This is a genomic window from Mesorhizobium sp. dw_380, from assembly GCF_018588885.1.
Taxonomy (GTDB): domain Bacteria; phylum Pseudomonadota; class Alphaproteobacteria; order Rhizobiales; family Rhizobiaceae; genus Mesorhizobium.
In genome coordinates, this window is the sequence record NZ_JAFFIW010000054.1 from 1 (window position 1) to 24,241 (window position 24,241).

Here is a 24,241-nt window from a genome sequence, read left to right on the forward strand (position 1 = left end):
CCTTGTGGGGAGGGTCGCTGCGTAGCAGCGGGGTGGGGGTCCGCGCGGCGCTCGTCCCCTCACACCGCCTCAAACACCACCGTCTGCGCCAGCCCGCCGCCGGCGCGGTTCTCCAGCGTCACCGTCCCGCCGTAGCGCTCGATGATTTCCTTGGCGATGGCGAGGCCGAGGCCGGCGCCGGGGATGGATTGCTGGCGGCCGGGGTCGACGCGGAAGAAGGGCTCGAAGGCCTTGTTGAGGAGGTCGGGCGGGATGCCTGGGCCGTTGTCGGAAATGGTCAGCACGGCGCGCCTGTCGGCGACGGCAAGATCGATGCGGCAGGCCTTGCCGTGGGTGGCGGCGTTGACGATCAGGTTGCGCAGGGCGCGGCGCAGGCCGAGCGCGCCGGCGCGGACGGAAACCTTGTCGAGATGCCCGATCGAGACGGCATGGCCGAGCGAGGCCATTTCGGCTTCGATATCGCGCACCATCTTTTCCAGGTCGACCGGCTCGACGGCGTCCTGGTTCACCTCCTCGCGCACCAGGCGGATGGCGCTGTCGGCGATGCGGTCAAGCTCGTCGAGGTCGTGAAGCCATTTGTCGCGCTCCTCGTCGAGGAATTCGGCGCGCAGCCGCATGCGCGTCATCGGCGTGCGCAGATCATGGCCGGCGGCGGCCACCAGCCGCATGCGGCTTTCCATGGCGGTCTTCAGCCGCGACGACAGCTGGTTCAGCGCATGCGCCGTCGCCTTGACCTCGGCCGAACCCGCTTCCGGCACCGTCGCCAGCATGCCGTCCGATCCGATCTTGGAGACGGCTGCCTCCAGCATCTCCAGCGGCCGGATCAGCACCGAGGTGAAATAGACCGAGACGGCGGTGGCGCCCGCCACGATGAGCGAGATCCAGCCAGCCAGGACCAGCCATTCGCGCCTGGGCGGATCGATATGGGGAATCTCCACGATCGCCCAGCGGCTGTCGGGCAGGCGCACCGAGGCACGCTTGCCGGGCGTGTCCGGCCTGTCGCTGACGATGGCCAGCAGGTCGAAGCCGCGGCTGCGCAGGAGATCGTTGAGCATGGCGGTCTCCGGCCGGTCCACCTTGCCGTCGGCCGGACGGTCGCTGAATTGCACGCGCAGCACATCCGGGATCGGGCCGGGCAGCAGCCGCACCACCAGTTCCATCTGCTGGGCGACCCAGGGCACGGTCAGCTCCGGCGGCGGCCCGCCGCCGCGCACGCTGATGACCGCGACCGTCGCCAGGCCGACGACGCCGACGATCGAGATGACCAGCAGCAGGATGAGGCGGCGGCGCAGCGAGTTCACGCCTGCCCCTCCACCGTCTCGACGCGCGCGGTGAGCTGGTAGCCGCCATTGCGCACCGTCTTGAACAGCGGACCGTCGCCGGTCTCGGTGAACTTGCGGCGCAGCCGGCTCATCAGCACGTCGACCGAGCGTTCGAGCGGGTCGCGCTCGCGGCCTTGCGTCAGATCCAGCAGCTGGTCGCGCGACAGAAGCCGGCCGGGGCGGTCGAGGAACACCTGCAAAAGGTCGAACTCGGCGCCGGTGAGGTCTACGCTCACGCCTTGCGCATCCGTCACCTTGCGGGTGTCGGGTTCCAGCCTGTAGCTGGCGAAGCGATAGAAGCGGGGACGAGCTGGCGCGGGCGCCTCCTCCGGTGCCGCGCGCCGCAGCACCGCGCGGATGCGGGCGGTGAGTTCGCGCGGGTTGAACGGCTTGCCGAGATAGTCGTCGGCGCCGAGCTCCAGGCCGATGATGCGGTCGACATCCTCCTTCAGCGCCGTCAGCAGGATCACCGGGATGTGCGGCTTGCGGTCGCGCAGGCCCCGGCAGATGTCCAGCCCCGAACCGTCCGGCAGCATGACGTCGAGCACGACGAGGTCGAACTGGCCGGAGGCCAGCTTCTGCTCGCATTCGCGCCGGTCCGCCGCCACCGAGACGCGAAAACCCTGGCCGTCGAGATAGCGGCCGAGCAGCGTCCTGATCTCGCGGTCGTCGTCAACGACGAGGATATGGGGTTGTGACTGCATGATCGTGCCGTTGCCCATGACTATTGGGGCCCGTGATTATAGGGGCCCGTGATTATAGGGGCTTGCCCGCGATTATAGGGAGAGCGCGCCGGAGCGGCATGGAAAATTGCAACGCAATGTTGCCAGAGGGCCGCAGGAAACGTTCGGAAACAAATCGCCCTTTTGCGGAAACCTTCGGCAACATGCCGACGCGAAGCGGACAAACAGGCTTCCTATCCTCATGGCCGTCCGATGCATGAGAGAAAGGAACACCGTCATGCGAAGCAGACTTCTTGCGCTCGGCCTGTTTTCCGTCGCCGCGATCCACCCGGTGCTGGCGGCGCAGCCAGATCCCGGCCCCGGCGAGGCGCCGCCGGCAATGCAGGATGGCCAGATGCCCGGCCTGCATGGGCCGATGGGGCGCGGTCCTCAAGATTTTGGCCCGCAGGGTTTTGGCCCTCAGGGTTTTGGTCCCCGCCGCATGGGACCGCCGCCGGAATTCATGCTGGCCGCCCGGCTGGCGGCGCTCGAGACGCGCGTCGGTATTCGCAGCGAACAGCTCGACGCCTGGCGCGACTACACCAGCGCGCTGCAGGCGGTGCTGTCGCGGCCCGATCATGGCCCCGGCGGCCCCGAAGCGAAGGGTCCTGATGCGGGCCCGGGCGGCAAGGCCGATCCCTTCGCCTTCCAGGAGAGGCTGGCCGACGACGTCACGGCGCGCGCCGCTTCGGCCGCCAAGCTCAGGGATGCGATCGCCGAACTTCGCGCCAAGCTCTCTCCCGAACAGCTCGAAATCCTCGCTTCGGCGGAACGCCCCCACGGACCACCCCCCGGTCCCTGGGGCGGCCCGCCGGATGACGCAGCCGGCCCAAAAGGCCTGCCCAATGGTAGCCCGCCGCCCCAGCCCGGGAACGGCGAGCAACTCTGAGACCGGCTGCGCTGGCCGGCCCGGTGCCCAACCCGTTCTCGGGCCGGCCGGCACTTGCCGGGATGGCGGGTCCGCCATCCCGGTTCATCATCTGACCGGCTCAAACAACAGCCGGTTCAAAATCGTCGCCCGTTCGTCGCGAAATGAAAGCCAGACAATGTGGGAAGCCATGATGATGCTGCGGCTGATCGCATCGCTCAGCCCGAAATATGCGTTCGGCCAGCGCGTCAATCATGCCGCCACGCCGGCGGCGCTGCCTGGCGATACGCTGAAGGGCGCGATCCGCCTGAACTTCGCCGCCTGGCGCCTGTCGCTGCCGGTTTCGCAGCCACCCAACGGCCGGGGACATCATGACCGCAAGATCCCGTAAGGCATGGGCGAGGGTTGGCATGCTCTCATCGATGGGCATAATGGGGCCGATGGGCATAATGGGGTCGGTGGGCATCTCGGCCGGACCCCCGATCCTCGGGCGCTGCGGCCGCGGAGAAGGAGCGCGACATGGGCCGCTTCGAAGCACTGCTCGATGCCGCCCGCACCCCGGCGCGGCCCATCATCACGATCTCGACCGCCATGACCGGGCGATCAACCTTGCCCATGTCGGCAGGCACTCTCGGCCGCTCCCGCGATCCGGTGCCCAAGCGACAGCAACTCCAGCGAAAGATCCAGGCCATGCATCTCAAGCCTAGCCAGTCCGCTTTGTCGGCCAAGACCCGCCGGCTCGCGCCGTGGACGGTGGCGCTCGCCGCCACCCTTCTCCTGGCGGCCTGTTCGCAGGAGCAAGGCAAGGCCCCGGCCGGCATGGGCGGCGGCGTCGGCAAGCCGGAGGTCGGCGTCGTCACGCTGCATCCGCAATCGGTGGCGATAACGGCCGAATTGCCGGGGCGCACGGCCGCTTCGCTGATTGCCGAGGTGCGCCCGCAAGTGGACGGCATCATCCAGCAGCGCCTGTTCAAGGAAGGTGCCGAGGTGGTGGTGGGACAGCCGCTCTACCTCATCGATCCGGCCAGCTACCACGCGGCCTATGACAGCGCCGTCGCGGCGCAGCAGAAGGCGGAAGCGGCAGTGCCAACCGCGCAGGCCAAGTTCGACCGCTACGCTGGGTTGCTCAAGCAGAACGTTGTTTCCAAACAGGATTATGACGATGCCGCGGCCACGCTGGCGCAGGCGCAGGCGGACGTGGCGGCGGCAAAGGCGAGTGCGGAGACCGCGCGCATCAGCCTCAACCGCACCTCGATCACCGCGCCGATCGCCGGCCGCATCGACAAATCGACGCTGACGCCAGGAGCGCTCGTCACCGCCAACCAGGAAACGGTGCTGACCACCATCCGTTCGCTCGACCCGATCAATGTCGATGTCACGCAGTCGAGCACCAATCTGCTCAATCTGCGCCAGGCGATTTCGGCAGGGCGGCTGAAGTTCAGCGGCCCCAATGTCAGCGTCAAGCTGAAGCTGGAGAACGGCACCATCTATGCGCAGACCGGCAAGCTGGAATTCGCCGGCGCCAATGTCGACCAGACCACCGGCACCTTCGCGCTGCGCGCCGAGTTCCCCAATCCCGACCGCCTGCTGCTGCCGGGCATGTATGTGCGGGCGCTGGTCGAGGAGGGCGTCGCCCAGAACAGTTTCCTGGTGCCGCAGCGCGGCGTCAGCCGCAACACCAAGGGCGAGCCGACCGCCATGGTCATCAACGCGCAAGGCAAAGTCGAGACGCGCGTGCTCGCGGTGCGCAACAGCGTCGGCAACAACTGGCTGGTGGATTCGGGCGTCGGCGATGGCGACCGCGTCATCGTCGAAGGCACGCAGCTGGTGCGGCCCGGCGGCGATGCGACCGGGGTCGAGGTGACGATCGACGAAACGACGGGCGAGGTGAAGGATCGAGGGCAGACGTCGGCCGTACCCGCCGCGTCCAAGACCGCCAGCAACCAGTCGACCGGGAACTGAGCGATGTCACTATTCTTCATCAACCGGCCGATCTTCGCCTGGGTGATCGCCATCGTGATCATGCTGGGCGGCCTTTTGGCACTGACCACGCTGCCGATCTCGCAATATCCGCAGATCGCGCCGACCACGGTCAACATCAGCGCCACCTATCCGGGCGCCGATGCATCGACGGTCGAGAACTCGGTGACCAAGGTCATCGAGCAAGGCATGACCGGCATCGACAATCTCGACTACATGACGGCGACCTCGACCTCCACCGGCTCGGCCTCGATCACGCTGACCTTCACCAGTGCCGCCGATCCCGACACCGCCCAGGTGCAGACGCAGAATAAGCTGCAGCTGGTGCAGTCGCAGCTGCCGCAGGTGGTTCAGAGCAACGGCATCACCGTCTCCAAATCCTCGACCGGCTTCCTGATGGTCATCGGCTTCGTCTCCAGCGACGGCAAGATGAACTCGACCGATCTCGCCGACTATGTCGACGCCACCGTCAACGACACGCTGAAGCGCGTCGAAGGCGTCGGCTCGACGCAGCTCTTCGGCTCCGGCTATGCCATGCGTATCTGGCTCGATCCGGACCAGCTCGCCAAATATGCGCTGATGCCGAACGATGTGGCGACGGCCATCGAGGCGCAGAACACGCAGGTTTCGGCCGGCCAGCTCGGCGGCCTGCCGGCGCGCAAGGGCCAGCAGCTCAACGCCACGGTGACGGCCAAGAGCCGGCTGCAGACCGCCGAACAGTTCCGCAACATCATCCTGAAGAGCCAGACCGACGGCTCGCTGGTCCGCCTCAACGACGTCGCCACGGTCGAACTCGGCGCAGAAAGCTACACGACACAGGCCAATTACAACGGCAAGCCGGCGGCGGGTGTCGCCGTCAATCTGGCGACGGGCGCCAACGCCATCAACACAGCCGAGGCGGTGCGTTCGACGATCGCGCGGCTGAGCTCGACCTTCCCGCAAGGGGTCGAGGTCGTCTACCCCTACGACACGTCGCCTTTCGTGCGGCTGTCGATCGAGGAGGTGGTCAAGACGCTGGCGGAAGCGATCGTGCTGGTGTTCCTGGTGATGTTCATCTTCCTGCAGAATCTGCGGGCGACGATCATCCCGACCATCGCCGTGCCGGTGGTGCTGCTCGGCACGTTCGGCGTGCTTTCCCTGTTCGGCTATTCCGTCAACACGCTGACCATGTTCGCCATGGTGCTGGCCATCGGCCTCCTGGTCGACGACGCCATCGTCGTGGTCGAGAATGTCGAACGCGTCATGGCGGAAGAGGGGCTGCCGCCGAAAGAGGCGACGCGAAAATCGATGAACGAGATCACCGGCGCGCTGGTCGGCATCGCCACGGTGCTGTCGGCTGTGTTCGTGCCGATGGCCTTCTTCGGCGGCTCGACCGGCATCATCTACCGGCAGTTCTCGGTGACCATCGTTTCGGCGATGGTGCTGTCGGTGCTGGTGGCGCTTGTGCTGACGCCGGCGCTCTGCGCCACCATCCTGCGGCGGCCGAAGGACCATGCGACGCAGACCGGCCCGTTCGGCTGGTTCAACCGCGCCTTCGACCGCGGCACGACGGCCTATCGCGACGGCTCGCACGGCATCATTAACCGGTCCTGGCGCTTCCTTGCCGTCTTCCTCGCCATCGTCGTCGCCATGGGCTGGATGTTTGCCCGGCTGCCGAGCTCGTTCCTGCCGGAAGAAGACCAGGGCATCCTGATCACCAGCGTCCAATTGCCGGTGGGCGCCACGCAGGACCGCACCGAGCGCGTGCTGAAGCAGGTGACCGATCACTATCTCAATGATGAGAAGGATGCGGTCGAAGGCGTCTTCACCGCTTCCGGTTTCGGCTTCGGCGGCGCCGGGCAGAATGTCGGCATCGGTTTCGTCAGGCTGAAGGATTTCAGCCAGCGCAAATCGGCGGCCTCGGCCGCGCAGGCGATCGCGGGCCGCGCCATTGGCGCCTTCTCCAAGATCAGGGACGCGCAGGTCTTTGCACTCGCGCCGCCCGCCATCCAGGGTTTTGGCAACACCAACGGCTTCGACTTCTACCTGCAGGACGTCAATGGCACCGGCCACGACGCGCTGATCCAGACGCGCAACCAGCTCCTGGCCCTGGCCGGGCAGAGCAAGCTGCTCGCCAACACCAGGCCCAACGGCCAGGAGGACCAGCCGCAATTCTCGGTCGATATCGACCAGGAAAAGGCAAGCGCGCTGGGCGTCAGCCTCGCCGACATCAACAACACGCTGTCGACCGCCTGGGGCAGCGACTACGTCAACGACTTCATCGATCGCGGCCGCGTCAAGCCGGTCTACCTGCAGGCTGGCGCGAATTTCCGCATGCAGCCGGAAGACCTGGACAAATGGCAGGTCCGCAATGCCAGCGGCGCCATGGTGCCGTTCTCGGCCTTCGCTTCCAGCCACTGGACATTCGGTTCGCCCCGGCTCGAACGCTACAATGGCTCGGCGGCGGTCGAAATCCAGGGCGCGGCGGCGGCGGGCGTGAGTTCGGGCGCGGCGATGGACGAGATCGACAGACTGGTGGCGCAGCTGCCGGCCGGATATTCGCATGAATGGACCGGACTGTCGCACCAGGAGCGGCTTTCCGGCAACCAGGCGCTGTCGCTCTATGCGATCTCGGCACTGGTCGTGTTCCTGTGCCTGGCGGCACTCTATGAGAGCTGGTCGATCCCGTTCGCGGTCATGCTCTCGGTGCCGATCGGCATCTTCGGGGCGCTGCTCGCGGCAAGCCTTTTCGGGCAGACCAACGACGTCTATTTCAAGGTCGGCCTGCTGACCACGATCGGCCTTGCCTCCAAGAACGCCATCCTGATCGTCGAGTTCGCCATCGAGCGGCAGACGGCGGGCATGGGGCTGGTGGAGGCGACGCTGGAAGCGGCGCGGCAACGCTTGCGGCCGATCCTGATGACGTCGCTTGCCTTCATCCTCGGTGTCACGCCGCTGGCGATCGCCAGCGGCGCGGGTTCGGGCGCGCAGAACTCGGTCGGCATCGGCGTCATGGGCGGCATGATCGCGGCAACCGTGATCGGCGTGTTCCTGGTGCCGCTGCTGTTCGTCACGGTGCGCCGCGTCTTCAAGGGCAGGGCGGCGAAACCGGATACCGGGCAGGATACGGGCGAGACGCCGGTGACGGCCAACCAGCAATAAGGAACTTCCCATGACAGGTTTTGAACGTGGCCCGGTGGCCGCGGGGCGGCTCATTGTGCCCATGATCTCGGCTGTTTTGCTCGCCGGATGCGTCGTCGGTCCGGACTATCGGACGCCTATCCTGCCGATGCCGGCAAACTGGAGCGGTGAGAAGCCGACGAAATCCGCGCAGCCGGCGCAATTGTCGCAATGGTGGCGGCGGCTGCACGATCCGCAGCTCAGCGGGCTCATCGCGGAAGCGGTCGCCGGCAATCTCGATGTCGCCACGGCGAAGGCCAAGATCCGCGAGGCACGCGCCAGCTACCGCCAGAGCGCCGGCGCATTGCTGCCGTCCGCGGATGGCTCCGGCTCGGTCACGCGCAACAAGTCGGCCGCGACCACCTCGGGGACCAATACCATTTACAACGAGTACCAGGCCGGCTTCGACGCCAGCTGGGAACTCGACCTGTTCGGCGCCAACCGCAGGGGTGTCGAGGCCGCGCGCTACGGGGTGGATGCGTCCGAACAGGAACTGCGCTCGACCCTCCTGACCCTGGTCGGCGATGTCGCGTCCACCTACGCCCAGGCACGCGGCTACCAGGCCCGCATCGCGCTCGCCCGGCGTTCGGCGGCATCGCAGCGGCAGACCGCCGAACTCACCCGCACCATGGCGCTGGCGGGATCGGCAACGGCCGCCGACGTCGCCAAGGCGATGGGGCAGGCGGCCAGCACCGAAGCCGCGGTGCCGACGCTGGAAGCAAGCTATGCCGAGGCGGTGCATCGCCTGTCGGTACTCACCGGCCGGCCGCCGGCGGCACTCAGCGAGCGGCTGAAGCGCGCGACGCCGATCCCGGCGCCGCGCCTGCCGATGCCGGCCGGGATTCCCGCCGACATCCTGCTTTCGCGTCCGGATGTACTCATGGCCGAGCGGCAATATGCGCAATACACGGCCAAGGTCGGTCAAGCCGAGGCGGCGCGCTATCCCTCGGTCAGCCTGACGGGAAACATCAGCACGGCGGCCCTGAACCTCGGCGATCTCGGCAAGAATTCGTCGATCGGGTGGTCCTTCGGGCCGACGCTCAGCGTGCCGCTGTTCAACGCCGGCCAGCTGCAGGCGGCGGCCGACGTCGCCCGGGCGCAGCGCGACCAGTATTTCATCGCCTACCGGTCCTCGGTGCTGACCGCGCTGGAAGATGTGGAGAATGCGCTGGTGCTCCTGGCGCAGGAGCGCATCCGGATCGGCAAGCTTGCCGCGTCGGCGAAATCGTACAGCGAGGCGGCACGCCTCGAAGGCACGCTCTACAAGGCAGGCGAGACCAGCCTTCTCGATGTGCTCGACGCGCAGCGCTCGCTTTACTCGGCTGAGGATTCCCTGCTGCAAAGCCGGGTGCTTCTGGCGACCAACTACATCGCTCTCAACAAGGCGCTCGGCGGCGGCTGGGACGGCGCGGTCGACAGCGCCAGGCCCGAGATCGTCGACGTCAAGGCCGGGCCCCGGCTGGCGTCGACGGTCACGGCGCGGTGACCGAGCCGCTCGCGTCGAAGGCAGCATTCGCTCCGGCCTGCCCTGCGGCCAGCTGCAAAAGCTGGGCTCGCGAGGCGACCTCCAGTTTGCGATAGATGTTGTTCATATGGATTTTCAGCGTGCCTTTCGAGATGCCGATATCGAAGGCGATCTGGCCCGTCGGCTTGCTGGCGAGCACGAGCCGCGCGATCTCCATCTCGCGGCTTGTCAGCCGCGCCGAAAGGTTCTGCCATTTCGTTCTGCGTGAAGCTTCGTTCTGGACGGCCTCGCCGATAATCTCGGCCGGCAGCCAGCGGTCGCCCTCGGCAACCCGGTGCAGGCATTTGAGCAACGCATCGACCGCGGCCTCCTTGAACACGATGCCGGCCACGCCAGCCGCGACCGCGTCGTAAAGCTGGGCGTGCGAAGCGCCGACCGTCAAAAGCACGCAACGCGTCGCAAGCTTGTGCCTGCCGATTTCGGCAGCGATGTCGAGACCGCTCAGGCCCGGCATGCTGATGTCAAGCACCGCGACATCAGGCAAATCCCGCCGGATCATCGCCAGCGCGGCGGCGCCGTCCTGCGCCGAACCGACCACCCGGAAACCGGGGTCGCGGGCAATCATGTCGGTCAGTCCGTGCAGCAGCAGCGGATGATCGTCGGCGACGAAAACCGTGGTGACCATGTTCAGCTCGCCAGCAGCCGGCCTTCGGCGCCACCCATCGATGCCGGAAAATTGCCATCGATGGATGGTGGCCGGCATTCTTGCGCGGTCATGACGTCTTCTCCCTGTGCATGTCTCTACGTCGCGCCGGTTTCTTGCCGGACGCGAACATTGCAACCGGCCGACGCCTCCCAAAGCGTGAGGCCATGCTGACAGAAGCAGAGCGGGTGCGCAAAACATTAGCGGTCGCTTAGTTAATACCGAAGTCGCACCGCCAGCAAGATGCGCGAAAGCGGACTGAAAGAAGACGCGCCACGGCATGACGATGCTGGTCTTCATCTTACAAAATCCAGCGAAATCGCTCGAAGTCTTCGTATTCTCGGTCTGAAAAACTCGGATTTCGAAATTATTTTGACCGGTATGTCGACATTATACTTTATGGAAGAAAGCAGATTTCCAAAATTAACGCTCCTTCGTTGCCTATAACCCGGGTTATATAGACTGGCGCATTACAACCTGCGAAATATGGTTACGGGAATATTAACGTCTGGGCGATCGTTGGGGATCGTGTAGGGGTTCGGGGTTTGGGCGCGAGTGTAGCAGTTGGTCCGATGGCGGGCCTGTTCTGCCATCCGGGGGTGGCTGTGTCCGGCGAAGCCAATTCAGGCTTCGCCGCCAGGACTTTTGTCCAAATTCGCCCCGCATTCCTTTTACGAAACGACCGCTCATCGGCACGCCGCGCTCAGCGGGAGCCGGACGCTCGGAGCTTGAAGTAAACCTGGGGTAGACGGCGGCGCTTTGATCGCTGACCGGACGACAATGTAGAGGAAACAACAATGACAGATCTGGGCTCCGGCGTCCTTCTCGAAGCAACGACCACCGGTTCGGGAACCGGCAATTACGATTCCTTCCTGCGGCTGCAGGCAACGAATATCGAGCAAGGCTTCAACACCGACGAGAACGGCAACGTGCTTGACAACAAGGCGTCCTTCACGCACGACCTGCAATACGGCAACATCCAAACGATCAATGTCGGCAACATAGATTATATCGAGTTCCGGCTGGACCTCAATGAAAGCAACAATGCGGTAAATGCCGACATCACGCTGACCGGGCTGGATATCTACATTTCCGATGCCGGAGCGACCCTTGCCGACTACAATGCGGGGTTCACAACAGGTTTCACTTCTATCTTCCATCTGGGTCCCGATCAATTTCTGGTCGATGCCAATCACGGCTCGGGAACGGACGACTACCGGGTGCTCGTCCCGGTCAGCGACTTCACGGCGGCCCATGTCTCCCCCGGATCCTATGTGACACTTTATTCAAGCTTCTCCGGTTCCAACGGCGGCTTCGAGGAGTGGCGCACCACCACCAAGGCGAGCCCCGTGACGGATCCGCCTGCGATCGCCATCGATAAGGTAACGATCGATGGCGCCACCGCGGGCGACGGCATAACGGTGCTGGCCGGCGATTCGATCAAATGGCAGTATGCGATTACCAGCAACGTTGCCCTGTCGAACATCGTCGTTACGGACAACATTGCCGGCGTTACGCCGGTCGCGGTAGTCAGTGGCGTCCACACCTTCAACATTGGCGACATCAATGACAATCACACGCTCGATGTCGGCGAAACCTGGCTTTTCACGGCTAGCGGCACCGCCATCAAAGGCGACTACGCCAATATAGGCCACGTCTCCGGCACGGCTGGGGCGGTCACCGTCACCAGCGACGATGGCTCCAGCTATTTCGGCGCCGATCCTGAGATCAGCGTCGACAAGGTGACTGTCGATGGCGACAAGTCCGGCGACAATCTGACCATCTTGTCTGGTGAGCCGATCAGCTGGCAGTACACGGTGAAGAACACCGGCAACGTCGCTTTGTCGGATGTCACGGTCACCGACAACATTGCGGGGGTGACCCCGGTCGCGGTGACCGGCGACGGTCATCTCACCAATATCGGCGACGTCAACGACAACGGCAAACTCGACATCGATGAAACTTGGCTGTTCACGGCCGGCGGCACTTCAGTGGCAGGAAGCTATAGCAATATCGGGACCGCCACCGGTAAGTTCACCGACACCGCCGGTGATGTCGGCACCGCCACCGACACTGACGGCTCCGGCTATACCGGGGCCGATCCTGAGATCAAGATCGACAAGGTGACGGTCGATGACGGGACCAAGGGCGACACCCTGAAGATCCTGACCGGCGAACCGATCTCGTGGGAATACACGGTGACCAATGTCGGTAATGTCGCACTGTCGGGTGTCACGGTCACCGACAGCGACGCCGGCGTGACGCCTGTCGCGGTGCTTGGCGACGGCCATGTCACCAACATCGGTGACCTCAACGACAACAACAAGCTCGACATCGGCGAGGTCTGGAAGTTCTCGGCAACCGGCGCCGCCGTAACGGGTCCTTACAGCAACACCGGGACCGCCTCCGGCTCGTTCACCGACGATGCCAGCCATACCCGTACCGACACGGCCACCGACGACTCCGGCTATTTCGGCGCCAATCCGCATATCACGCTCGACAAGAAGACCAACGGCGTCGACCACGGCCTCGACATCTTCCAGGGCCAGGCCGTGACCTGGACGTACGATGTCAAGAACGACGGCAACGTCGCCCTCACCCATGTCGTTGTCATCGACGACAATGGCACGGCCGGCACCGGCGACGATTTCACTGCCACGGGGATAACCAGCGGCGGCTTCAACACCGGCGACATCAACGGGAACAATGCGTTGGACGTCGGCGAGACCTGGCATTACAAGGCCACCGGCGTCGCGCAACTCGGCACTTACACAAATACTGCCACTGCCACCACCGATGCCTTTGTCGATACGGCCGGGCACTCCCGCATTCCGCTCGCCACGGACAGCAGCGACTATGAGGGCTTCTCGAACAAGGCGCTGACGCAAGGCTTCTGGGGCAGCCATTCCGATGCCTGGGACAATGTCGCCGGCAATGAGGGCAATCCCACCAAGAGTGCGGTCGCCAGCGGCGTCCTGTCCAGCGTTGATGTCAATCCGCGCACCGACGGCTATCTGCTGCTCGGCGATAGCAACGGCGACGGCTTTGCCAACGATGCGCACGATCTGCTGATTTCGATCTCGCTGGCCAAGGCCATCGAATCGAGCTCGACGGGTGGCGACGCGCGCGTCATCATGCTGCAGCAGGCGATCGCCGCCCAGCTCAACATCGACAACCACGTTGCGCAGCCCAACGATCTGGTAGGCGAGGCCGTGATGTGGCTGAAGGGAGAGGGCACCTGGTCAGGACTCGGTATCATCAGTGTCGACGCAGACAACAATGGCATTGTCGATCAGAACGGTGCCGCGCTTTTGGGCGCTGCAGTGAAGACGAGTTCGAATGCCTGGACCAAATATGTCGACGTCACCGATGCGAGCTCCGGCATCACCGACTGGAACGGCGGCAAGGAGGCCGATGGCGAGGGCCTGAAGAACGCGCTGATGTGGTTCAACCAGGGGCAATTGGTGACGTCAGGGTCCGGACCGACTGACCATGTTGCGTGGTTCAACGGAACCAGCATCATCGACGAGCATCCCAACACGCTCGATCAATTCTGGCTCACGCTGCATGAAGTGGGAGGCCTGACGGGCATCGCCTGAGGCCGGCGTCCGGCCTTTGGCCGGGTGCCTTGCCGCGGCGCCGCCCGCATGAATTGGCATGGGTAGGGACTCCAACTTCATTTCGGCGCAGGCAAGGATCAGGTCCTTGGGTCTGGTTTTGATCGCCTGCGCCCTTTTTCTTGGGCTCGGTGGTATGCTGACGGTATCGCCGGGCGTCTGGTTGCTCTGCCTGGCGCTGGCGGTGTTTGGCGCGCTTCTGCTGTTTCGGGGACGCGGTCGCCATGGCGCTGAAACCGGTCCGGACGCCTCTCCCGCGGCAACGGCGCGAAGCGCTGCCAGGCAGCCCAAAGCCCGGCCGCAGGGATCGGAACTCGCGGAGGCGATCAAATCCTGCCGTTCGGCGTTCATCGCCATCGCGCTGTTCAGCGGCGTCCTCAACGTGCTGATGCTGTCGAGTTCGATCTATATGCTCGAGGTCTACGATCGCGTGCTGCCGAGCCGCAGCGTGCCGACGCTGATCGGCCTCAGCCTGCTCGTCGCCATCCTCTATGCCGGGCAAGGCGTGCTCGATCTCATCCGCGGCCGCATGCTGGTGCGCATCGGCGGCGCCCTCGATGAGGCGCTCGGCGCCCGCGTCTATTCCAGCGTCCTCAAGCTGCCGCTCAAGGTTGGGCGCAACGGCGACAGCATGCAGCCGGTGCGCGACCTCGACAGCGTGCGGACCTTCCTGTCGGGCACCGGTCCGACCGCGCTGTTCGACCTGCCGTGGCTGCCGCTCTATCTGGCCATCATTTTCATGTTCCATGTGCTTCTCGGCGTGACCGCCCTGATCGGAGCGATCGTGCTCGTGCTTTTGACCGTCTTTGCCGAGCGGCTGACGCGCAAGCCGGTCACATCCGGCACCCAGACCGGCATCATCCGCAACGGGCTGACCACGACCGGCAACCGCAACGCGGAAGTCATCGCTGCCCTCGGCATGGGCGGCAGGATGGCGAAACGATGGGAAGAGGCCAACCGCGACTACCTCGCCGAGCAGCGCAGCGTCAGCGATATCGCCGGCGGCTTCGGCGCCGTGTCCAAGGTGCTGCGCATGCTGCTGCAATCGGCCATGCTCGGCATCGGCGCCTGGCTGGTCATCGAGCAGCAGGCGACCGCCGGCATCATCATCACCGCGTCGATCCTGAGCGGCCGGGCGCTGGCGCCCGTCGATCTGGTCATCGCCAACTGGAAGGGTTTCCTGACAGCCCGGCAGGGCTGGCAGCGGCTGACCAGGATTCTCGCCGCCTTGCCGGCCGACGCCGAGCCGATGGCCATGCCGGCGCCGAGCCGCCACATCTTCATGCAAGGGGTCGGCGTCACGGCGCCCGGCACACAGCGGCTGCTGGTGCAGGACGCCAGCTTCGCGCTGGAAGCGGGACACGCCGTCGGCATCATCGGCCAGAGCGGCTCGGGCAAGTCGACGCTGGTCAGGGCGCTTGTCGGGGCCTGGCCGCTCGCCGCCGGCCGGGTCCGGCTCGACGGCGCCGATCTCGATCAGTGGTCGCCCGAGGACCGTGGCCGCTTCATCGGTTATCTGCCGCAGGACGTCGAGCTGTTTGCCGGCTCGATCGCCCAGAACATCGCGCGTTTCGAGCCCGACGCCGACCCCGCATTGGTGATTGCGGCTGCCAGGGCGGCCGGCGCGCATGATCTCATCGTCGGCTTCCGCGACGGCTACGAGACGCAGATCGGCGAACTCGGCGAGGCGGTCTCGGCCGGCCAGCGCCAGCGCATCGCATTGGCCCGCGCGCTTTATCGCGATCCTTTCCTGGTGGTGCTCGACGAACCGAATTCCAACCTCGACGCCGAAGGCGAGCAGGCGCTGTTCCAGGCGATTGTCTCGGTGCGGCAGCGTGGCGGCATCGTCGCGCTCGTGGCACACCGGCCAAGCGCGCTCGGCACGGTCGATTTCATCCTCGCCATGAGCCAGGGCCGTGTCCAGTCGTTCGGTCCCAAGGACGAGGTTTTGGCCAAGCTGTTCCCGCGGCCGCAACCGGCGGTGGCCGCCGTGCCGCGGCTGAGGCTCGCCACCGAAGAGCCGGAGCAGCCGGGCGCGGCGGCGGCAGGCGAGTGAGCGAATGATGTCGAGCTCCTCACACCAATCCATTCGACGCTATATGCGTTTGGGCCTCATCGCGGTCGCGCTGCTGGTTGGCGGCGTTGGCGGCTGGGCCTCGCTGACGCGGATTTCAGGAGCGGTCATCGCCTCCGGCGTTCTCGTCGTCGATTCCCACGTCAAGGATGTGCAGCATTCGACCGGCGGCATCGTTGGCGAGATCGCGGCGCGTGACGGCGACCGCGTCAGGCGCGGGGCGCTGCTCGTGCGCCTCGATCCCACGGTGCCGGCGGCCAACCTCGCCGTCGTCACCAAGGCCCTCGACCAGCTGTCGGCACGCGAGGCGCGCTTGGAGGCAGAGCGCCGGGGTGCCGACGGCATCGCCTTTCCGAAGGATATTGTCGATCGCCGCGGCGATCCGGCCATCGCCGAAATCATCGCCGGGGAGGAACAGGTCTTCGAGACAAGGCGCGCGGGTCGTTCCGGTCAGAAGGGCCAGCTGCAGGAGCGCATCCTGCAGCTGCAGAAGGAGATTGCCGGGGATACGGCCCAGGCGGATGCCAAGTCGCAGGAAATCACGCTTGTCGAGGAGGAACTGGCCAGCATACGCGCGCTGTGGAAGAAGCGGCTGATCTCGATCGACCGCCTGACTGCCATGGAGCGCGAGTCGGCGCGGCTCGATGGCGAGCGCGGCCAGTTGACGGCGGCCCTTGCGCAGGCCCAGGGCAAGATCGCCGAGATCAATTTGCAGATCATCCAGATCGACCTCGAACTCAGCACCGACGTCAACAAGGATTTGCGCGAGATCGACGCCAAGGTCGGCGAACTTACGGAGCGCAAGATCGCCGCCGAGGACCAGCTCAAGCGCATCGACATTCGTGCGCCTCAGGACGGCATCGTGCAGCAGTCCATCGCCCACACCATCGGCGGCGTCATCACGCCTGGCCAGACGATCATGCAGATCGTTCCCGACAGCGACAGCCTGACGGTCGAGGCCAAGATCGCGCCGAGCGACATCGACCAGCTCTGGGTCGGCCAGCCGGCGGCGTTGCGCTTCTCGGCTTTCAACCAGCGCACCACGCCGCAAATCAATGGCACGATCGAACGAACCTCGCCGGACACGACGACCGATCAGCGCACCGGCATCAGCTACTACACCGTTCGCATCGCGACCACGACCGCCGAGGTGGCACGCCTCGGTGCGGTCAAGCTGGTTCCCGGCATGCCGGTCGAATCCTTCATCAAAACCGCTGACCGGACCGTGATCTCCTACCTCGTCAAACCGCTGCAGGACCAGATCAACCGCGCCTTCAGGGAGTGAGGGGAATGTCCGGCATCGTGCGATCCGGTTGACGAATGCACGTCGCCCAAATGGCGGGCGCTCGCGGCGCGGTGAACAAAATGTGTAACCAAAACCAGCGGACGTCCGTTTATAAAGGCACGGAGGCAAAGCGATGTCCCGCGTCTACGATCTTGCATCCGATGGGATTCGGCGTGTCTATGAAAAGCGAATAGACGCGCCGGCGATCCTTGAGACCACAACTGAATTTCCGAATGCGGCGAAATTCACCGGCGCCTGGCGCGAAATCCGCGACGAAGCGCTTGGCGTGCATGCGCGCAAGGTTCCCCGCTTCCACGATATCATGCCGGAGCAGGCCGATATCTCGGCCAATGACGGCCTCGACTGGCGCATGTTCGTGCTCAAGGCCTACGACGTCGCGGTTCCCGAAAACCTCGCGCGGATGCCGGTCCTCAGCCGGTTGCTTGCCGAATGCCCGGAAGTCAAATCGGCGGCTGTTTCGTTCCTTGCTCCGCGCAAGCATATCCCCAGGCATCGCGGACCGTTCCGCGGCATCATGCGATTTCACCTTGGCCTGGTCATTCCGCGGCAGGCCGACGGTCGCCCGGCAACCGTCATGATGATCAACCATCAGGAGAAACGGATCACGGATGGCGAAGGCATGCTGTGGGACGATACCTACCCTCACGAGGTGATGAACAATGCCGACGAAGCCCGCATAGCCCTGCTTCTCGATGTCTGGCGCCCGGCAATGCCTTGGGACATGGAGATCCTGTCCCGGCTGATCGTGCGCGGCGTGCGGGCGGGGATGCGCCGCAGGGGCGTGTCGTTCACGGGCTGAACCCACGGCGGGGGCGGCTTTCGCGGGCGACCCGGCCCGGGTTGACGACCTGATCGTGCCTTGCGAGACGCGGCCGACCGTGGGGGGATGGACCCAGAACAGGCGGGTCGGACGCGCTCGCTGACGTTGGTCACCATTTGTCTTCGTATTGCGCTCAGCCGAGTTCCTGGGCGAGCCCGATGAGAAGCCCTTCAGGCCCACGGATGTAGCAGAGCCGATACACGTCTTTATACTGGACCACTTCGCCTACGAGCTGCGCGCCGCGCGTGCGGAGCCGTTCAAGCGTCTCGTCGATGTCGTCCACGGTGAACATGACGCGGAGGTAGCCCAGGGCGTTGACCGGGGCGTTCCGGTGATCCGCGACGACAGGCGGCGTGAGGAAGCGGGAGAGTTCGAGCCGGCTGTGGCCGTCCGGTGTGCGCATCATGGCAATCTCGACATGCTGATCGCCCAGTCCAGTGATACGTCCGGCCCATTCTCCTTCGATCGTGGCCCGCCCTTCGAGCTCAAGGCCGAGCTCGCGAAAGAAATCAATCGTTCCTCCGAGGTCCTCGACGACGATTCCTACGTTGTCCATCCGCTTGAGCGCCATGGTTCCAATCTCCAAGGTGTCGTTCCAATCTACAAGGCGTCGCCTGGTCCAACAACGGACGCACCCGCGGCAGGCGCCAGCGCGACCCATCCTGCCCTCATCAAGCCGTCTTCGCTGCCTCACGACAGGCGGGCTGCTTCCTCCTATTCCGATGCCGCCGCGCGCATCATGCGGCGTGGAGGATCGAATGACATCGACGCAGGTTATCAGTCGCGATGCGGCGCCCTTGCCCGTCGCGGCGCTGATGGGCGCCATGGTGTCGATCCAGATCGGCGCCACCTTCGCCAAGACCCTGTTCCCGCTGATCGGCGCGCAGGGCACGACGACGCTGAGGCTGGTCGTCGGCGCGCTGATGCTGATCGCGGTGCTGCGGCCCTGGCAAATGCGGCCCTCGCGCGCCACCTTGCCGTGGCTCGTCGCCTATGGGGTGACGCTCTGCGCACTCAACCTTCTGTTCTACGCGGCACTTGCCAGGATCCCGCTCGGCGTCGCGGTGGCGCTGGAATTCTCCGGTCCGCTGCTGGTGGCGACGCTGACCTCGCGGCGCGCCAGCGATTTTGCCTGGATCGCGCTCGCGGTGGCCGGGATCATATTGCTGTCGCCGTTCATCCGCTCGCTGCAGCCGCTCGACCCCGTGGGCGTGATGCTGGCGCTTGCGGCCGGCGGCTTCTGGGCGCTCTATATCGTGCTCGCCCAGAAGGCCGGCGCGGAGCTTGGCACCCGCACCACCGCTTACGGCATGGCGATCGCCGCCGTTCTGGTGTTGCCCTTCGGCGTGGCCGAGGCCGGCATGGGACTGCTTTCGCCGTCGATCCTGGTCAGCGTGCTGCTCGTCGGCCTGTTCTCCAGCGCGCTGCCGTTCTGGCTGGAGATGGTGGCGCTGACCCGGATGCCGGCCCGCATCTACGGGACACTGACCTGCCTGGAGCCGGGGCTGGGCGCGCTGGCCGGCTTCCTGTTCCTGCACGAAAGCCTGACCGCGCCGCAACTGGCCGGTATTGCCGCCGTCATTGTCGCGGCCGCCGGCACAGCGCTGACGTCAAAGCCGCCAGTGCCATCGCCGGAGTAGGGGCGGCAGGCAGGCTCATGCGAAGCCGGTTCAGCGTTCTCCCCGGCCGCGAGCGATCATTGTCTCGATCCGGTCGGTATCTGTTCTGTTGTCGTCGTCAGAACTTCACACTGAGGTCGACCTTCGCGCCATTGTCGACGCTGCCGCCGCCGAACTGCCCGGAATAGGACAGGCCGAGCGTGGCGTTGGAGGCAAGCGGCAGGTCGAGGCCGGCCTCGACCAGGGCGCTGTCCCTGGCGATCGGCACACCGGCAATGGTGAATTGATCGCCGCCGGCAAAGGCGAAACTTGAGGTCGGCGTGACGTCGCCGAAGGCATGGCGCCAGCCGAGCATGCCGCGCGCGGTGGCGTTGATGCCGCCCAGCGAGAAGTCGGTCGAGCCGCGCAGGCCGAGCGTGGTGAAGGTGGCGTCCGTGGTCGAGCCGGCGCTGGTCAGTGCGGCCGGGCCGCCTGTCTCGGTGAAGCCGTCGGTGTGAACGCTGACATAGGCAAGGTTGGCGAACGGCTCGAACTTGAAGCTGCCGCTGGTCTCGGCCTTGTAGGCGAGTTCGCCGAAGATTTGCGCGGTGCCGGCATCGTAGTCGGCCGACAATCCATCCGCGAAGCCGTTGAAGGCGACGGAGCGATGCGTCGAGAGGCTGCTCCAGCTATAGGCGGCGCCGCTGCGGAAAGCGATGGCACCCCAATTGGTGCCGCCATAGAGACCGAGATGGTAATTGTCGTCCTTGCCTGATGAGTTGCGGTCATCGGCATGGAAAGAGGAATGGCTGTAGCCGCCGAGAACACCGACGCGCCAGCCACTGACCAGCGTGTCGGCGCCGGCCAGCAGGCCGCCGGTCGAGCGATCGAAGGCGGCGGCATTGCCGTCGCTGTCGGTCTTGCCCCAGGACCCGAAGGCCTGGCCCCAGACGGCGAAGCGGTCGGTGTCGGCGGCGACCATTTCAGGCCCGCCTTCGCCATAGGCCATGACCGGCAGGGCAGCAGTGCCGGCGTCGCCGAAGGCGGCGCGGATACGGTTGGTCGCGGCGTCGCGGACGAAGCGGCTGTCCTCGACCAGCATGCCCTTGGCTGACGCATGGATCTCGCCGGAGAGCTGGTCGAAGGCGTCCTGGGCGGCCGCTTCGGTCGGTGACGCCATAATGGCATCAAAGAGCGGATTGCCGCTGCCAAGGCTTTCAACGCCGCCGCCGGTGGCGATCTGGTTGGGCGTCAGGCCGACATCGGTGAAGGACTTTGCCTGCACCACATCGAGGTAGACATGCGTCGCATCGTAATTGGCGAGAAGGCCGTAGAAAGGGCCGGCTCCGCTCAGCGTATAGGTGCCGGTGACGACCGTGTCGGCTTGCAGCACCGTGTAGTGCGTGCCCAGCACATAAGGCGCGGCATCCGTCTTGACCACGTCGAGGATAGCGCCGGCGGCGATCGTCGCCGTGCCCGTCGCCTGGATGAGATCGGACTGGCCGGTCGAGTTCAATTCGACCTGGTAGATCGAGCCCGCCGCCTGGTCGACATCGCCCGCGACATGGAGCGTGCCGATCGAATTGCCCGGCGCGATGATGCCGCCCGACTGTGCGACGATGCCGCCCACCGTGCCATTGCCGCCCAGTGTGCCGCCCGAGATCGTCACCAGCGAGCTGGCCAGCGAACCGTTCACGGCCAGCCGTCCACCGCTGACATTGGTGGCGCCGGTGAAGCCGCTCGAATCGGCGGTCAGGTTGGTGTTGCCGGCGATCTGGTTGATCGTGCCCAGCCCGCTGATCGCCGAGGCGAAGGCGTAGTTCGTGTCGGTGTGGTTGAAGTTGATCGCGCCCGTGCCTGCGCCGAACTGGACGTTCGCCGCGTTGAGCGTGCCAGCGGCCGCCGCCGGCGATCCGCTCGCGGCACCGATGTTCAGCGTGCCGACGGAGCCCGCCCCGACGGCGATGTTGACCACGCCGCCAGCCGACACGGTGCCGGCATTCGCAATCGTCAGCGTGCCTCGGCCAGAAGCGCCGACATAGAGATTTCCGCTATTGGTCCACGTCGAGTTGGTGCCGCTGATGTTAGCCATACCGACGACCCCGGCATAAAAGCCCAGATAGCCATCGGTGTTGGCGACCTTGCCGCCGTTCGAGACGATCAATAAGCCCGTGCCACCCTGACCGACAAGAAGGAGGTTGCTGTTGGTCCAGGTCGAGCCCGCGCCGCTGACCATTGCCGTGCCCACGGCCCCGGCATCAAAACCCAGATAGCCGGCAGCGCTGGTGACCGTACCGCCGTTTGAGATCGCCAGCGTTCCGGTGCCGTCTTCGCCGATATAGAGGGTGGCATGGTTGGTCCAAACCGAGCCGACACCGTCGACCGTCACCGACCCGACCGCGCCCACCGCGGAGCCTACGGTGCTCACCAGGTTGTCGACGTTGCCGCCGTTCGAGATCGTCAACTTTCCCGTACCGGAATTGCCGATGCGCAGGTCCGAGAAATTGATCCAGGTCGAGCCGGCGCCATCGACGGTGGCGGTGCCCGTGGAGCCCGCGGCATTGCCTACATAGCCAGTCTGGTTGCTGACCGTGCCGCCATTCGAGATCGTCAGCGTGCCGGTGCCGGCGAGGCCGAGGTAAAGGTCCGCACCGTTCGTCCATTTCGACCCCGTGCCATCAACCGTGACAGTGCCGATATCACCGCCATTTGCCCCAACCTTGCCATTGGTATCGGTGACCTCTCCGCCGTTGGTGACAGACATCGTGCCGGCGCTAAGAAACGACAAATCGCCGCTGTTTACCCACTTGGAGCCAAGACCGTCAACCGTTGCCGAGGCGCTGGACCCGCTATAGTATCCGACATACCCATCGGCATTGGACACCAGGCCGCCATGGCTGATAGCAAGGACACCGTTCCCGGCCACTCCCAAAATCAAACCGGTGGTGATGGTCCAATTCGAGCCGACGCCATCGATGATGGCCGTGCCGGTCGTTCCCGGATTGCTGCCGACACTGCCACTGTTGCTGGTGACCGTGCCGCCGTGGGTAACCGCGAGGATGCCGTTGCCGTCCACCCCAAGATAGCCGCTGTTGGTCCAGATCGATCCTAGGCCATTCACGGTTACCGCGCCCGAGGAACCTATATCGTACGCCACAAGGCCATTGACATCAGACACAGCACCGCCGTTAGAGATATGGAGCGTGCCGGTGCCGCCCTCACCAATATGCAGATCACCGGTGTTGGTCCAGGTTGAGCCGTCGACCAAAACCGCGCCGGTCGAGCCTGCCTGCGCGCCAACAACGCCGTTGCCATTGCTGACGGCGCCGCCATTGTAGATCCCCAGAGTGCCTGTGCCGTAATCCCCGACAGCGAGATCCCCGCTGTTGATCCAGGCCGAACCCGTGCCATCGATGTACGCGAATCCGTTGGAGCTGGAGTACGTGCCCACGGTTCCATCAGCATTGCTGACCGTGCCGCTATTGGTGATGTCCAGAATGCCGGTGCCAATCTGTCCGACCGTCAAATCGCCGCTATTCGTCCATGTCGACCCCGCGCCGGAGACATTGACGGTGCCATGGGAGCCGGCATTCGCGGCAACGACGCCGGTCACATCCGTCACGGTTGCTCCGCTGAATATGTCCAGAAATCCGGTGCCCTGATCGCCGACGGTCACCTGGGAAGCGTTTGTCCACTTCGAGCCTGCCCCTGTCACCACAACGGTGCCGGAGGCCGAGGAACTCCCGCCGATATTGGCAAGGTCGTCCGTCAACAGGCCGCCATTTGAAACCGTCACCGAGCCGGTGCCGCCGAAACCGACATAGAGATTGCCCGTGCTGTTCCATTGCGACCCGGCGCCATTGACCGTGGCCGTTCCAAGGGAGCCGGAATTGTAACCGACAAAACTATTGCCATCATTCATAATACCGCCGCTGGCAACGTTCAGCGTGCCGGTGCCGCCATATCCAACCACGAAATTGGCGAAAGTACTCCATGAGGAGCCGGCGCCGGTGATCGTTGCCGATGCATTGGCGGTTGCCGAATATGCCAATGTACCGTCTTGGCTGGTGAGAGTGCCGGCATTCGAAATGGTCAGATCACCGGTTGAAGAAGAGCCATTTGCTATGGTGAGACCGGCGGCAAAGGCATTTCCGCCGTTGATGACAGTCGGGTTGACGGCGATTGTGTTGATAGTGACATTGTCGGCCGCTGTCGGCAGCGACGCGGGGCTCCAGTTTCCGGCGGTAAACCAATCCGTGGAGACAGCGCCGGTCCAGGTCTCGGCTGCGAAGGCGGTGATCGGCTGGCCAAGACCGATCAGCGCGGTCGACGCCAGCAGCAGATACTTCAACCCCGTCGCCTTGCGGCCTGCAAATCCATTCTGCGGCATCTAAACCCCTGACATGACAGTCGTTTCACCCTGAGCCTGACATGGCATCGGAGTCCGCCTGTTGTCTTGGGCAGGACCGCACCAGAATTGGACTGGAGCGAGATGCGGTGCCTTTTGCGCGCTGTGTGTCGGTTTGGCACCATCGATCGGCCCGGGCGCCATGGAGCATCGCCTTCGCAAGGGAGCGGAATCGGAATCGCGCCGCTCGGCCGGTTTC

15 protein-coding genes are annotated in these 24,241 nt (G+C 65.0%); 10 read left to right on the plus strand and 5 right to left on the minus strand.

The features are described 5' to 3' along the window. Window positions 1-59 precede the first annotated feature (59 nt). A complete protein-coding gene (locus JT360_RS30140) occupies window positions 60-1,301 on the minus strand; it encodes an ATP-binding protein (RefSeq protein WP_214476595.1) in 1,242 nt (413 codons plus the stop codon). Further along, entirely contained in the window at window positions 1,298-2,026 is a 729-nt protein-coding gene (locus JT360_RS30145) for a response regulator (protein WP_214476597.1), read from the minus strand. Before JT360_RS30145 ends, JT360_RS30140 begins: the two co-directional genes overlap by 4 nt. Before the next feature lie 256 nt (window positions 2,027-2,282). Here JT360_RS30145 and JT360_RS30150 point away from each other — a divergent pair, with 256 nt between their 5' ends. From JT360_RS30150 to JT360_RS30170, 5 genes are all read left to right on the plus strand, one after another. Beyond that, the gene (locus tag JT360_RS30150) at window positions 2,283-2,933 is read left to right on the plus strand and encodes a hypothetical protein (RefSeq protein ID WP_214476599.1); all 651 of its coding nucleotides are present in this window, start codon (window positions 2,283-2,285) and stop codon (window positions 2,931-2,933) included. Window positions 2,934-3,090: 157 nt separating this feature from the next. Then, entirely contained in the window at window positions 3,091-3,303 is a 213-nt protein-coding gene (locus tag JT360_RS30155; protein WP_214476601.1) for a hypothetical protein, read from the plus strand. Between the two features lie 299 nt (window positions 3,304-3,602). Beyond that, window positions 3,603-4,874: an efflux RND transporter periplasmic adaptor subunit gene (locus JT360_RS30160; RefSeq protein ID WP_214476634.1), complete on the plus strand. Its 1,272-nt coding sequence runs from the start codon at window positions 3,603-3,605 to the stop codon at window positions 4,872-4,874. Window positions 4,875-4,877: 3 nt separating this feature from the next. Next, window positions 4,878-8,033, plus strand: a complete 3,156-nt coding sequence (locus JT360_RS30165; protein ID WP_214476603.1) for an efflux RND transporter permease subunit — start codon at window positions 4,878-4,880, stop codon at window positions 8,031-8,033. Window positions 8,034-8,043: 10 nt separating this feature from the next. After that, on the plus strand, window positions 8,044-9,537 hold the full coding sequence (locus JT360_RS30170) for an efflux transporter outer membrane subunit (protein ID WP_214476605.1): 1,494 nt from the start codon (window positions 8,044-8,046) through the stop codon (window positions 9,535-9,537). Here the strand turns inward: JT360_RS30170 and JT360_RS30175 are convergent. Then, entirely contained in the window at window positions 9,524-10,201 is a 678-nt protein-coding gene (locus JT360_RS30175) for a response regulator (protein ID WP_214476607.1), read from the minus strand. The two genes, JT360_RS30170 and JT360_RS30175, sit on opposite strands and share 14 nt — an antisense overlap. 815 nt (window positions 10,202-11,016) lie before the next feature. On the opposite strand from JT360_RS30175, the gene JT360_RS30180 reads away from it, so the two are divergent. From JT360_RS30180 to JT360_RS30195, 4 genes are all read left to right on the plus strand, one after another. Beyond that, the gene (locus tag JT360_RS30180; protein WP_214476608.1) at window positions 11,017-13,818 is read left to right on the plus strand and encodes a beta strand repeat-containing protein; all 2,802 of its coding nucleotides are present in this window, start codon (window positions 11,017-11,019) and stop codon (window positions 13,816-13,818) included. Window positions 13,819-13,924: 106 nt separating this feature from the next. After that, window positions 13,925-15,892 carry a type I secretion system permease/ATPase gene (locus JT360_RS30185; protein WP_250889171.1) on the plus strand — a complete coding sequence of 656 codons (1,968 nt, stop codon included), beginning with the start codon at window positions 13,925-13,927 and terminating at the stop codon, window positions 15,890-15,892. 4 nt (window positions 15,893-15,896) lie between these two features. Beyond that, the gene (locus JT360_RS30190; RefSeq protein ID WP_214476610.1) at window positions 15,897-17,195 is read left to right on the plus strand and encodes an HlyD family type I secretion periplasmic adaptor subunit; all 1,299 of its coding nucleotides are present in this window, start codon (window positions 15,897-15,899) and stop codon (window positions 17,193-17,195) included. Between the two features lie 133 nt (window positions 17,196-17,328). Continuing rightward, window positions 17,329-18,015 (plus strand): aspartyl/asparaginyl beta-hydroxylase domain-containing protein, encoded by a 687-nt coding sequence (locus JT360_RS30195; protein ID WP_214476612.1) that lies wholly within the window; start codon window positions 17,329-17,331, stop codon window positions 18,013-18,015. A 154-nt stretch (window positions 18,016-18,169) separates the two neighbouring features. Here JT360_RS30195 and JT360_RS30200 read toward each other — a convergent pair whose 3' ends face one another. After that, on the minus strand, window positions 18,170-18,607 hold the full coding sequence (locus tag JT360_RS30200; RefSeq protein ID WP_214476614.1) for a VOC family protein: 438 nt from the start codon (window positions 18,605-18,607) through the stop codon (window positions 18,170-18,172). Between the two features lie 187 nt (window positions 18,608-18,794). On the opposite strand from JT360_RS30200, the gene JT360_RS30205 reads away from it, so the two are divergent. Further along, window positions 18,795-19,676: an EamA family transporter gene (locus JT360_RS30205; protein ID WP_214476616.1), complete on the plus strand. Its 882-nt coding sequence runs from the start codon at window positions 18,795-18,797 to the stop codon at window positions 19,674-19,676. Between the two features lie 97 nt (window positions 19,677-19,773). Here JT360_RS30205 and JT360_RS30210 read toward each other — a convergent pair whose 3' ends face one another. Next, window positions 19,774-24,024, minus strand: coding sequence for an autotransporter domain-containing protein (locus tag JT360_RS30210; protein WP_214476618.1), 4,251 nt, complete (start codon window positions 24,022-24,024; stop codon window positions 19,774-19,776). Window positions 24,025-24,241 lie beyond the last annotated feature (217 nt).

What these genes read in the sequence shown, in the direction of transcription:
- JT360_RS30175 (WP_214476607.1), bottom strand. Translation starts at nt 10,201, where the DNA reads ATGGTCACCACGGTTTTCGTCGCCGACGATCATCCGCTGCTGCTGCAC.
- JT360_RS30210 (WP_214476618.1), bottom strand. Translation starts at nt 24,024, where the DNA reads ATGCCGCAGAATGGATTTGCAGGCCGCAAGGCGACGGGGTTGAAGTAT.
- JT360_RS30190 (WP_214476610.1), top strand. Translation starts at nt 15,897, where the DNA reads ATGATGTCGAGCTCCTCACACCAATCCATTCGACGCTATATGCGTTTG.
- JT360_RS30180 (WP_214476608.1), top strand. Translation starts at nt 11,017, where the DNA reads ATGACAGATCTGGGCTCCGGCGTCCTTCTCGAAGCAACGACCACCGGT.
- JT360_RS30150 (WP_214476599.1), top strand. Translation starts at nt 2,283, where the DNA reads ATGCGAAGCAGACTTCTTGCGCTCGGCCTGTTTTCCGTCGCCGCGATC.
- JT360_RS30170 (WP_214476605.1), top strand. Translation starts at nt 8,044, where the DNA reads ATGACAGGTTTTGAACGTGGCCCGGTGGCCGCGGGGCGGCTCATTGTG.
- JT360_RS30165 (WP_214476603.1), top strand. Translation starts at nt 4,878, where the DNA reads ATGTCACTATTCTTCATCAACCGGCCGATCTTCGCCTGGGTGATCGCC.
- JT360_RS30200 (WP_214476614.1), bottom strand. Translation starts at nt 18,607, where the DNA reads ATGGCGCTCAAGCGGATGGACAACGTAGGAATCGTCGTCGAGGACCTC.
- JT360_RS30160 (WP_214476634.1), top strand. Translation starts at nt 3,603, where the DNA reads ATGCATCTCAAGCCTAGCCAGTCCGCTTTGTCGGCCAAGACCCGCCGG.
- JT360_RS30205 (WP_214476616.1), top strand. Translation starts at nt 18,795, where the DNA reads ATGACATCGACGCAGGTTATCAGTCGCGATGCGGCGCCCTTGCCCGTC.
- JT360_RS30155 (WP_214476601.1), top strand. Translation starts at nt 3,091, where the DNA reads ATGTGGGAAGCCATGATGATGCTGCGGCTGATCGCATCGCTCAGCCCG.
- JT360_RS30145 (WP_214476597.1), bottom strand. Translation starts at nt 2,026, where the DNA reads ATGCAGTCACAACCCCATATCCTCGTCGTTGACGACGACCGCGAGATC.
- JT360_RS30195 (WP_214476612.1), top strand. Translation starts at nt 17,329, where the DNA reads ATGTCCCGCGTCTACGATCTTGCATCCGATGGGATTCGGCGTGTCTAT.